The sequence below is a fragment of the Acetobacter okinawensis JCM 25146 genome (genome assembly GCF_000613865.1).
Classification (GTDB): domain Bacteria; phylum Pseudomonadota; class Alphaproteobacteria; order Acetobacterales; family Acetobacteraceae; genus Acetobacter; species Acetobacter okinawensis.
The window spans coordinates 73,940-85,565 of sequence record NZ_BAJU01000009.1; the positions used below are offsets into that span (position 1 = coordinate 73,940).

8 protein-coding genes and 4 pseudogenes are annotated in these 11,626 nt (G+C 53.4%); 4 read left to right on the forward strand and 8 right to left on the reverse strand.

What is annotated here, in order from left to right; all coding sequences use genetic code 11:
* Positions 1–25: 25 nt before the first annotated feature.
* The 3 genes from JCM25146_RS06295 to JCM25146_RS06305 are packed head-to-tail and all read right to left on the reverse strand — an operon-like array spanning position 26 to position 2,306.
* Positions 26–400 (reverse strand): hypothetical protein, encoded by a 375-nt coding sequence (locus JCM25146_RS06295; RefSeq protein ID WP_025826666.1) that lies wholly within the window; start codon positions 398–400, stop codon positions 26–28.
* Positions 385–990, reverse strand: coding sequence for a TonB-dependent receptor domain-containing protein (locus tag JCM25146_RS06300; RefSeq protein ID WP_159101966.1), 606 nt, complete (start codon positions 988–990; stop codon positions 385–387). The genes JCM25146_RS06295 and JCM25146_RS06300 overlap by 16 nt, the downstream gene beginning before the upstream one ends.
* Entirely contained in the window at positions 945–2,306 is a 1,362-nt protein-coding gene (locus tag JCM25146_RS06305; protein ID WP_025826671.1) for a TonB-dependent receptor plug domain-containing protein, read from the reverse strand. The genes JCM25146_RS06300 and JCM25146_RS06305 overlap by 46 nt, the downstream gene beginning before the upstream one ends.
* Before the next feature lie 496 nt (positions 2,307–2,802).
* Here JCM25146_RS06305 and JCM25146_RS23555 point away from each other — a divergent pair.
* Positions 2,803–2,883: pseudogene (locus JCM25146_RS23555) on the forward strand (hypothetical protein); the annotation flags it as partial.
* A gap of 35 nt (positions 2,884–2,918) precedes the next feature.
* Entirely contained in the window at positions 2,919–5,084 is a 2,166-nt protein-coding gene (locus tag JCM25146_RS22865; protein WP_456303742.1) for a molybdopterin-dependent oxidoreductase, read from the forward strand.
* Positions 5,085–5,239: 155 nt separating this feature from the next.
* Here JCM25146_RS22865 and JCM25146_RS06315 read toward each other — a convergent pair whose 3' ends face one another.
* The 5 genes and pseudogenes from JCM25146_RS06315 to betC form a co-directional block, all read right to left on the reverse strand.
* Positions 5,240–5,509 carry a hypothetical protein gene (locus JCM25146_RS06315; protein WP_148298991.1) on the reverse strand — a complete coding sequence of 90 codons (270 nt, stop codon included), beginning with the start codon at positions 5,507–5,509 and terminating at the stop codon, positions 5,240–5,242.
* Positions 5,476–6,426, reverse strand: a complete 951-nt coding sequence (locus tag JCM25146_RS06320; protein ID WP_025826676.1) for an MFS transporter — start codon at positions 6,424–6,426, stop codon at positions 5,476–5,478. The genes JCM25146_RS06315 and JCM25146_RS06320 overlap by 34 nt, the downstream gene beginning before the upstream one ends.
* Positions 6,426–8,810: a TonB-dependent receptor gene (locus JCM25146_RS06325; protein WP_025826677.1), complete on the reverse strand. Its 2,385-nt coding sequence runs from the start codon at positions 8,808–8,810 to the stop codon at positions 6,426–6,428. The genes JCM25146_RS06320 and JCM25146_RS06325 overlap by 1 nt, the downstream gene beginning before the upstream one ends.
* Positions 8,807–8,905 (reverse strand): annotated as a pseudogene (locus tag JCM25146_RS24850) (hypothetical protein); the annotation flags it as partial. The gene JCM25146_RS06325 and the pseudogene JCM25146_RS24850, both read right to left, overlap by 4 nt.
* An 86-nt stretch (positions 8,906–8,991) precedes the next feature.
* Positions 8,992–10,356 (reverse strand): annotated as a pseudogene (gene betC, locus JCM25146_RS17730) (choline-sulfatase); the annotation flags it as partial.
* Positions 10,357–10,475: 119 nt separating this feature from the next.
* Here betC and JCM25146_RS06335 point away from each other — a divergent pair.
* Together JCM25146_RS06335 and JCM25146_RS21300 are read left to right on the forward strand one after the other, a co-directional pair.
* Entirely contained in the window at positions 10,476–11,399 is a 924-nt protein-coding gene (locus JCM25146_RS06335; protein ID WP_051544074.1) for a LysR substrate-binding domain-containing protein, read from the forward strand.
* Between the two features lie 30 nt (positions 11,400–11,429).
* A pseudogene (locus JCM25146_RS21300) lies at positions 11,430–11,626 on the forward strand (IS701 family transposase); the annotation flags it as partial.

Genomic DNA, 11,626 nt, shown 5'->3' on the forward strand with positions numbered 1-11,626 from the left:
ACGCTCCGTGCAGAGCCGATGTTTTTTATAACCCGAAGGAAAAACCACCTTCCAGCATCAGGCGGGGCTGAGGAGCCGTGTAAATGGTGCTGCCCGAAATCCATGCATCTTCAGCAAAACGGTTGGTGGGAAAGACAATGGCCGACATCCATATTCTCATGTTGGAGAGTTTCTTGTCGTTATACATAAGACGGGCTGAAAGACGCTGATACTGTGGTGCAGTGTAGTTGCGGGCCTTGTCGAGCGGCTGCGGTCCAACAAAATGATGATCGAAGGACATGATGAGTGCGCGTCGGTCAATTTTGTCTACCGGAACAGTCGCATTCAGACCGTAAGAAATCAGCCAGTCCGCCACGTTGGGAATGAAGTTGTTGGTGCTGGTGTTCAGCCGTGCATGCACCAGTTGTAACTGCCATGCAGGTCCAGCCGTGCACCACGATATTTTAACAAGGTGATTGCGGCATCGGTATCAAACCCCCAGCGGTAAGATTTGCCCATATTCTGGGTCTGGAGGGTGGCCTGATTAACGCCGATTTCGTTGGAATCAATGGTCTTGTAGGAACTGCCCTGAATATGTGCTCCCAAAGGCAGGTAATCATAGCGGATACCCGCTTCACCACTGGTGAGCAGTGTGGGTGCCAGCGATGGGTTGACTGTAATATCACTGTTGGCATCAGGCGATGTAACACTCTGCCCATAATTAACAAAAATGGTCACGGGTTTGTAGGGGTTGATGGCAATAGCGGCCTTTACAGTGGGCGTGCCAACACTTGTACTTAACCTCTGACGCAAAAGACCACCTGTTGCGCTATTATATTTGGTGTTGTTGATGGAGTAGAAGAAGTGGTCATAACGTGCGCCACCTGTCATCTTGATCCACGGCAGGGGGCTGATGGATGTAGACAGATAGGTGGACAGGTTGTCTTCCATAAAGCGGTTCATGTTCAGAAAGCTTGAAAAATACTGACTGTTCGCCGCAGTATAAGCCACGCCATCATGCCAGGAATACGAAAATCCCTTGCCCAGTCAATATGGTTGGTAATGCCTGTTTTAATGTCAAACAGGCCCCCATTGGGTAGATGGAACTTCCAGTAAGGTTCTATCGCGGCTCCAAGTGTATAACGGTCATCCAGATACTCGCGCTGGGGTGTGACCGTTCCTGGCAGACCAAGGGTAATCTGGCGGATAAGCCACGTCTTGTTGAAAAAGAGCGTTGCATCAAGTGTGAAGTTGTTGTGGACATGCTCGAACTGCGCGTTGAGCGTGTACTGGTTGTTGGCGCCACGATCCTGGTCGGAACGCGGCGCACGTTCGGAAATCAGGCCTTGCTGAATGTAGTTAAGTGGGATCGAACCTGGTTGTCCGTAATCGGTCCAGTAACCCTGAGCGCTGATTTTGAAGGTATCTTCGGGGCTGATATCGACGACAGCCTTGCTGAAACTGTTTATGCGACGGGTTATGCCATTCTGGCGGTACCCGGTTTCGTACATACCTTCAAGTGCAGAATAAACCGTTACATTGCCAATATGTTTTCCATATGTTCCCAGAACACGGGCCTTTCCATACGACCCGCCAGAAGCAGAAATGCCGGTTGCAACATCGTCCCGCGTAGTAAACAGCGCGCTGCCAGCACTTGCAAAGTTGCCTCCGTACCGTACGTCAAACGGACCAGAGATAACGGTCAATCCGTTAATCAGCTCGGGAATAAGGGGGTTCAGGTCGTTGTAGCCGTTCAATACGCCAGAATAGACGTTGCGTATTGAACCATCGATATAGGTTGCAACATAATTGCCGTCTGATTCAGTGGACCATCCGCGTGCACCAATACCTTGGGCAATACCGCCATCTTGGAAGTCATCCACCTGAAAGCCGGGGATAGACCGCAGCAGGTCCGCGCTGACATGGACCGGGGTGTTACGGATCTGCTCGTTATCCAGATGGCTCACCACGGCAATATCGCTTAGTGGAGAATTGGAAATCAGCATTGGTTTTGCCGCGGATCTGGGGCCGTTAATCGTTCTGCCGCCTGAAACAAGAACGTCTTCCACCTTCTGGGACGTCAGATTGTCGGCAGTGCGCGCCTTTGGGGCCTGTTTTGCCGCGGCTACGGGTCGGGCTTGAGCAATTTCTTGGAGAGAATGCCCAAATTGCGGGGTGCTGCTGGCCTTACTCTGGTGCGTTGTGCTGGAAAAAGCAGAAGGTGCCCAGCCAAAAGCCGAGACCACAACACTCAATTGCAACAAAGACTTACGTGTCAGCCGTGGCGGAAGTTGCCGTGAGGTAAAGTGATGTTTGTCATACAGCATATCGGACGTCTCCAGCGGTGTGGTGCTGCCAATTGGGTGGAGGATAAATCACCAATGGATAGCGTATATATGGATAGAAACGATTCTTGATGTATGATATATGATGTATCATATCAAAATGCAAAAAAATTATGTGTAATTTTGTTTAACCCATATATCTACGAAAAATGTTGATTAAACTGGGTTGCTCAGAACACAATGTTTGGTGCGGACTTCTGTGAGCAGAACGATAAAGAATCAAGAGCAGCGAAGCAGAGTCTCCATAGGCAATGTCCTGATTAACCATGTGCTCCTGCATGCAAGAAGACGTGGAATCTGCGTCAAGATGATGCTATATGATATATCATATATCGAAAAGTGAGGTTGAATCAATATCGAAATAAATAGACTGAAAAAAGAACTATGCTGGCGTACACGCCATGTGGCGCCAGGGCGGGTGTTTATGGGCATGGTGTAATTGTGACCGATGGTCGTATGGTGGAGGTGGAAAAGGATAATGGCTTTACACGCAGCGCATTGGGGAGCTTTTTATCCTGAGGTTCGGAACGGCAGGTTGGTGTCTGTCCGACCGTTTGAAAAAGATACGGACCATCACCACTGCTGTCCGGTTTGGTGGAGCATACGTACCACCCCACGCGTATTACGCAGCCTGCCGTTCGGGTGGGCTGGCGGCCGGGAGAAAGTGGGACTGCCCGTACCGGGCGTTGCGCTTATCGTCAGATTTCGTGGGACGAAGCGTTGTCCCTCGTTGCGTCGGAGATTAGGCGGGTGGGGGCACAGTTTGGTAACCAGTCAATTTTTGCCGGGTCTTATGGCTGGTCCAGTGCTGGACGTTTCCATCATGCTAAAACCCAGCTTAAACGGTTCTTTAATTGCATTGGGGGCTATGTCGGTCAGGTCAACAATTACAGCTTTGGCGCAGGTATGGTACTTTTACCCCACGTTGTCGGAGACATCGGGTTGCTGTCTGGCCAATGGACACATTGGGAATCTCTGGTCCGCAATACAGAGCTCTTTCTGGCGTTTGGTGGTTTGCCAGCACGCAATACACAGATTGAATCCGGCGGATGCGGTGCACATAAGCATAAACAATGGATGCAGGCGTTACTGGAGCGGGAGGATTGTGAACTGCTCAACGTCAGTCCGATCCAGGATGATTTTCCACAAGCCAAAACATGGTGTGCGATCAGGCCGGGAACAGATACGGCGTTACTGCTGGCTCTTTGCTACTGTCTGCTGCGAGATGGAACATATGACAAACAGTTTGTCGTCCGCTACACGGATGGTTTTGTGGAATTGTCTCATTATTTGCAAACAGGCGTGGCGGGAGCGCCCTGTTCGCCAGAGTGGGCTGCGGGGATCTGTCAGGTTTCTGCGCCCTTTATAGAAGATTTGGCAAAGCGTATTGTTGCAAAAAGAACATTTATCGCCATGAACTGGTCCTTGCAGCGGGCGGATCATGGAGAACAGCCTTTTTGGGCTGCGGTTGCACTGGCAGCACTGATCGGGCAGATCGGTCTGCCTGGTGGTGGTGTGAGCTTTGGCTATGGGTCCATGAATGGAGTGGGCAATAATGTCCGTAAATTCAAAACTCCAGCACTCCCTACACAAACCGGGCATGAAAGTCTGGTTATTCCAGTCGCGCGTGTTGCCGATCTGTTATTAAAAACAGGGAAAACTTACGCATACAATGGAAAAAACTTGCGTTATCCTGATATTCGTCTGGTTTACTGGGCTGGTGGCAATCCATTCCATCATCATCAGGATTTGTTTAGATTAGAGCAAGGGTGGCAAAAACCGGAGACGGTTATTGTGCACGAAACACACTGGACCTCCACTGCCAGAAGAGCAGACATTGTTCTGCCCGCTACAACAACGCTGGAACGGAATGATATAGGCACGTCATCTTCTGATAACTTCATGATTGCAATGCAAAAAGCCATAGATCCGGTAGGGCAGGCACGCAGCGATTATGATATTTTTTCAGATTTGAGTGTTCGCATGGGGTTTGGAGAACAGTTTACCGAGGGCCGTGATGAGCAAGCATGGCTTCGCGCAATGTATAAGGACGCGCAGGAGTGCTCGGGCGAGCAGTTCCCCACTTTTGAAGCATTCTGGGAGCAAGGATATCTGGAAATCTCCCGACAGGAGGTTCCGTACGATGCTCTGTCGCAATTTCGTGCCGATCCGCTCAATCATGCATTAGATACGGAAAGTGGGCGCATACAATTGTTTAGCCAGCAAATAGCGGCATTTGGTTATAAGGATTGTCCTGGGCACCCAGTCTGGTTGGAAAAACAGGAGTGGCTGGGTGGCGCTCTTGCACAAAAATATCCGCTCCATCTGTTGTCCACGCAACCTGCAACTCGCCTGCACGGACAACTGGATGCTGTTGGACCGAGCCGTGCTTCCAAAGTTAAAGGTCGGGAGCAAGTTAGAATTCACCCAGACGATGCGCGCAGCCGTGGGATACAAGATACTGATATCGTTAAAATATTTAACGATCGGGGAGCCTGCCTTGCCGCAGCATACCTGAGTGATACGGTCATCTGCGGTGTCATCCAGCTTCCGACGGGGGCATGGTTTGAGGTCGGGGAAGATGAACAGGGGAATCGCATTGAAATACATGGCAATCCTAATGTTCTAACCCCTGATCGGGGAACATCAGAACTTTCGCAAGGTTGTTCAGCGCAGAGTAATCTTGTTGATATGTGCTTATACCATGGACCATTGCCAGAACTTACGGTTCATACTCCTCCTTTGTTTGTACATAACTAGCACTACAGTTGCATTTTGTATTGAGATTCTGAATCTATAGGCAACCATGCTTCAGGAAATGATGAGTGGCGGTGTGTCTGTTGAAGAGACGCTGGAATTATGGGCGTCCGGGCTTAGGGCACGCTCAAGATAGAACGCGAGATAAGAATATTCTTTCACGCGATGGGCTCGCAGCCTCGACAAGGTGTGATACTTGTTGGTATTTGCATGCGCGTGAGTAGCAGCGTGACCCAGGCTGCAAGCAGGCAGAGCACAAGGCTGAACAGACCCGTCCAGATATAGAGCCCGCCGACTTGGGTCACGCTGGCAAACAGGGTTGTTGCCGCTTGGGAGAACATCCATGCTCCCCCAGATCGGGCCGCCAGCTTGCCCGAGGGATCGACAAGGCAGGTCAGGCCGACAAGACTGGGTAGATAAAAAACCACAGAGCGTAATTCAGTATGAAGGCCGCACAGAACAGCAGACGCGTAGGCGGCCAAGCCTGCACCACGCAAATGCTGCCAATAAGGATCAGCGCAGGCACAAGCAGCGGATTTGTGCCATGCCTGCGGCTGCGCAGCGCAGTAACAAGGCAGACGACAAGCCCCATAATATTGGCAATGGCGGATAAAACCCCAAAAGAGGTTGGCGCTAGACCAACAGAAATACCAATGCGCTGGGTAAACGGCCAGACCGCCAGAGAGCCACCGGTATAAAACAGAACGGCCAGCAGGGCCCACAGGCTGGTCTTGCCCGCAGGCGCGGGCGCAGGTCCGGGCTGTGGGGTTATGTGCTGGTCTGTTGTCGTATCTGGTAGAAAAAACATGAACGGCAACAGCACTGCCACGAGTGCCGCCAGAGTAAGGAAGACCCCTTTCTGCCCTGCCAGAGTGCTGGCGTGGGGCAACAGGAGGCTGGCTAGACTAAAAACAACTGTCTGCACAACCATGACAAACGATAGGACAAAAACCGGCTTGCCCAGACGGCTGGCGCCGATGTTGACTACCGCGTTCAACGCTCCCAGACTGTAGCCAGACAGAATACGCAGTAAAAGCAGGGGCCAGAGTTCTGTTGCCAGGGCAGAGCCTGCCTGAGCCAGAACCAGACCGGTTGCGGCAATAAGGGCGACAAAACGTAGCCTGACCCGTGCGGATAACGGAGCAATGCAGATCATGGCCATTGCGTAGGCCAGCATTTCCACACAACTCCACAACCCGGCCTGCATGATGCTGAAGCGCCCGGCCCGAACCAGTTCCCCCACGGCAAAAGGGCCGAGCGAGTTCATGCTATGGGCCGCGCAATCCACAGCACTGATGGCGAACAGCACAATAAGCCCGCTCTGTTTATGCAGTCCCTGCATCATTATAGAGACCGCATGACTTCAAACCCGAATGCACGCAGGTCACCGGGATAACGGCTGATGTTGCGATTGAAAAATTCACCAAAGGCGTTGGTGTAGGTCATCTGGTTGGTGACGTTATGCAGCCAGAAAGCCACTTCAGTTTTTTCGTCCACCGAGTGCCAGGCGATACGCACATTGCCGGTAATGACCGGATTTTGCGAAAAAGCCTGCCGCACCAGGGCCTGCATCTGCGGAGACGCGAGAAAAGCGGCCGGTGTTGCGGCATGCGCGTCCGACCATGCCTGAAAACGGTAACGGCTGGTGTAGCGCCAGTCGGTCTGCACCGTAAAATCTCCGAAGGAGACGGGTATTTTGTAGCTGAGCAGAAAATTTGCCGTCACATGAGGGGCGCGCTCAAGTGGCTGGCCGGACAGGTCCACTGGGTTGCCACCGTTAAAGGGGGTTGGCGCGCTGGCGTTTTTGAAGTTGGTGTAATGCGCGTCCTGATAGGTGACGCCAAAAGAGCCGAACAGGTTCTGCAGGGGACGGACCTGCCCTTCAAACTCAAAACCGTTGGAAACGGCCTGCGCTGCGTTGGTGGTGTGTGTGCCGGTATTTTGCAGGATTGTGACCTGCATGTTGTCATAATTGTAATGAAAGCCAGAAAGGTTGAGTTGCGCCTTGCCACCCCAGACCCGTGCTTTTATCCCACCTTCGTAATCGGTCAGCTCTTCGGGGTTGTAGAGGCTGAAGTCGGATGTGGTGGCGACATAGGTATTGTAATTGCCGGTGCGAAAACCCCGTGCATAGCGCAGGTAGGCAATAACGCCGGGAGCTATGCGGTATTTCAGGCTTGCGTCTTCACTGTCCTTGTTAAAGGTTTTGCTCAGGGGTGGCCCGCTCATGGCCTGCCCTGTGGCGGGGTCTATGTAGGTGTTCGTGTTTGTGTTGATGTAGGTAAGAGCGCGGCTGTTCGTGTTGTAGGGGTTGGATGGGTCGGTATTATACGCCCATGCCTCACCATTGGCGCTTCTGGTTTCGGAGGTGAAGCGTCCGCCAATGTCCAGCGTCAGGCGGGATGTCAGGTCAAAGGACAAAGCCGAGAATACGGCAGCATCCTGTGTGTTGATATTGAAGCTCGAGGCGTTGCCGTCCACCCCGAAGTTGGTGGGGCTGTACAGCGGCTGCTGGCTGTAGGACTGCGTTAAGTTGCGCATGTAATACACGCCGCCCACATAACGGATTTTTTTGTTCAGGGGAGAAACCACCCGAACTTCGTTGCTTAAAACCCGGGCGACACCACCAATGTTTTCCTGATAATCAACCGGTGCGGGGCTTGCATCATCATCGGAGAAGACGTTGAAGTGGTTCCACTCCAACGCAAAGATGTTGGCGAGGCTCCATCCGTTTTCAAAATCATATTTGGCATTGACCGACAGGCCCGAACGTCGGGTTGTGGCGTCCGTGCGACCGTTGTTCTGGATGTTGCGGGTAGATGTCTGGGCGTAGCCCTGCGCGTCCGTGCCACCATCAAGCAGGCCAACATGGTCTATGGGCACCATGGTCTTGTTGCGACCGGTGTGGAGCTTGACCAGAATGGACAGGTGGTCAATCGGTTTTGCAAGGATCTGTCCGCGCATGTCGTAATACTGGTAGCCCCCGGTGGGGTTTTTGTGGGTGCCGTTGTAATACTGCCCGTCATAATCACGGTTGACGATGGCGAAGCGGGCCATCAGCTTGTCCTTGATAATAGGGCCGCCCAATGCGCCTTCTTCACCCCATAGGCCGTAGTTGCCAGCTGTGCCGCGTACGTAACCATCGAGTTTATTGGTAGGTTTTTTGGTATAGTAGGAGACCATGCCCGCAGTTGTGTTCTTGCCCTGCAATGTGCCCTGCGGCCCACGGAAAACCTCCACGTGGTCAAGGTCGTAAATGGGAACACCCTGTGACGCCCCGCTATCCAGGAACACGTCATCTTCGGAGACACCGACAGCGGTGGTCATGTTGGCCGAAAAATCGTTGGTGCCAATACCGCGCAGCCTGTAGCGGGGGTTGGCCGAGCCTGATGTTGTTTCCGCCATAAGACCGGGTACATCGCGTGCAAGGGTCAGCGCGTCACGTACCCCGGTCGTTTGCAGGGTCTGGCCACTTAACGCCACAATGGATGCAGGCGTTGTGTTGGCCTTCTGTGCGCGCTTGTTGGAGCGGACCGTTATTTCCTCCAGCTTGCCAGCAGCCTGCGGTGCGGCTGGGCGGGGCGTGAGGGAGGGCGTAGGCTTGGGGGGCGTGGCACTCGTCTGCTGTTGCGTGGTGGAGGGGAGCTGTGCTGCACTGGCCGCGTAAACCGTGCTGGTGGTAAGCACCAGTGCAAAGGTGACCCGTTGTGTGATGGGGGTGAAAGTCATGGCTGTTCTATCCGTTCCTCTGGTAGGGGGAGCCGGGCTTCGACCTCGAGCTGCTCCAGAGGTTTGTGATTTCTGATGTATTGGCGGTGGGCGTTTGCGGGAGGCTGGTAGTCCCACGGTGTACTGCGCCCGGTAGCAAGAGCTGTTTGATGAGGCTGCGGCGTTCCTGGCTGCGTAGTACGCTGCGATACAAAGCCTCAAAATTCCACGTTTCCCGGGCTTCTTTTGAAAAATCTGCGACCGTTTGGCTATGGGCAGGATGGCCTGCCAGATTGTGGGTTTCGTCCGCATCGAGGGTAAGGTCATACAACTGGTCGGGGTCGCCGGGAGTGTGCACAAACTTCCAGCGTTCACGGCGGATCATGACCGTTGGTGCAAAGGTGCCTTCGCCAAGGTATTCACCAAAAATTTCGTCTTTATCCAGTTGTGCACCCGTAAGGCAGGCGCTCAGGTCGCGGCCATCGGTCTGGGGCAGGGGCGGTACGTGGGCCAGCGCGCAAAGGGTTGGCCCTACATCGGCCAGACTGACGGCCTGAGTGACCCGTTGCACCTGTGTTTGTCCGGGCAAGGCAATAATGAGCGGTACACGTCCCGCTCCCTCGCGGAAGGACATTTTGTACCATAGCCCGTGTTCACCCAGCATTTCCCCATGATCACTGGTGAAAACAACGGCCGTTGTCTTTTCCAGCCCTGTTTCGGCCAAGGTATCGAGCAATTGTTCGAGTTGGTGATCGACATAGGATATGGCGCCAAAATATGCGCGCCGTGCGCGTTGGATGTCTGCATCCTGCGGTGTGGCTGCGTTAATGCCGCATGCCTCTCTTATGCGCAGTTCTGCGGGGTGTGTTGGGCTTGGTGCTGCCACACGAGGCAGGGGAATGGGCGTGTGTTCGTACAGGTCCCACCATTTTGGAGTTATGTTGAATGGGTCATGCGGGTGTGTAAAGGACGCGACAAGGCAAAACGGGTGCTGCGGTGTGCGGGTGCGGGCAAGGTCGTACAGCTTGCGGCGGGTGGTAAAGGCCACCTCTTCGTCAAAGTCGAGCTGGTTGCTCCGTAGGACTGGCCCCGCGTTTAGCACGGAATCCATGGAGTGGTACCAATCCGGGCGGCCTGTGCAGTCGGTCCAGTCTGGAACCCACGTAAAGTCTGCGGGGTAAATGTCTGTTGTCAGGCGCTCTTCAAACCCGTGGAGCTGGTCTGCGCCAACAAAGTGCATTTTGCCTGCCAAAATGGTCTGGTAGCCACCAAGGCGCAGGGCATGACCAAAGGTTGGAATGTCGGAATGCCATTCACAGCCATTGTCGTACACACCACTGCGCGAGGGCAAAAGTCCGGTCATGAATGTGCTACGTGCTGGTCCGCACAGGGGACTGGCTGTGTAGGCGTTGGCGAAAACTGTTCCTCTTTTGGCCAGTTTTTCCAGCGTTGGCACTTTGACAACAGAAGGCTCCCGCCCGCCAAGCAGTGCAGGCAGAACGCAGGCTGTAAGCTGGTCAACCACAACCACAAGGAAGTTCAGAGGCGCTGCGGGATGCTTGATCATAACGTGGATTATCTCCGACCCTTAAACAACACTACGATTTTTGTTATTTTTTATATAAACACATAAAATATGTTATTCGTGATGTATGTTCATACTTATTCGTGATATAAGCTGAGGTTATGACACCCAACCAGATGGAATATCTGCTCCGTTCTCTCCGTATTCTGGAAACCATAGGCAGGCGTGGCAGCTTTAGTGCCGCGGCAACGGAGTTGGGTATGACGCAGCCCGCCATAAGCCAGCAGGTTGCACAATTAGAAGGTGTTTTGGGGCTGAGCCTGTTTCGGCGGCTGCACCGTGGTGTGGCGCCAAGTGATGCAGGCCAAATTCTGCATACGGCCGCAGCGGATGTGCTGGCCAGAATCCATGCCGCCATGCAAGCGGCAGAGTTAAGTACAGCCCAGAAAAGCCTGACCGTGCTGACTGATTACGGCTTTGCCGCCAACTGGCTGCTGCCACGTTTGGGGGATTTTGAGAGCAGTTACCCTGAACTGGACCTGTGCCTATTGACAACACAGGCCCGCCAGACGGGTGTTGTGTCCGATCAGGCGGATATTTCTATCCTGTTTGGCAAAAAGCCTGAAGATGGGGAGAGGGTGAGCGTTCGGCTTTTTGCGGAGGAAGTCTACCCCATATGCAGCCCCAGCTACCTTGCGCAAATGGGGCAGCCTGCCACCAGTGCCGACCTGACACGTGCGCGCCTGCTGGATTTGGATAGCCCGGCCCGGCACTGGTTTACGTGGGAGGACTGGTTTCGACTGTTGGGGCAGTCTTCCCGACCTGCAACCAAGAGCAGAAATTCACGACTATTCGGGAATTACCCCCTGTTGCTTCAGGCAATATTGCAGGGGCAGGGTGTCGGCCTTGGCTGGCGTCCGTTGATAGATGACTATCTGCAAAGCGGGCAGATAGTACTGGCATGGCCAGAGCCGATCAGAAGCGAGAGAGGGTATTTTGTTTCCATCAACCATAATAAACAAAAGCTGGTCGAGACTTTTAAAGCCTGGTTACTGGAGCAAGCTTCTGCCAGCCCGTTTGCCTGATGAGACCAGTCACGCACTTGCTTTTCCGAACATCATCCCGATGACGTGGTATTGGCAACCAAACCGGCGTTAGTCTCGACGATGATTGATCGGAGTATTGTTGCAGCAGACAGCGTGTATGGCGTCGGAGATGTGGACCGCACGCTTCGCCGGGTAGGAATTGAATATAACCTTGGGGTCAGAGGTAATCACTGGTTCGGGTCATGGGCGACAGGCCCGCTGATCGC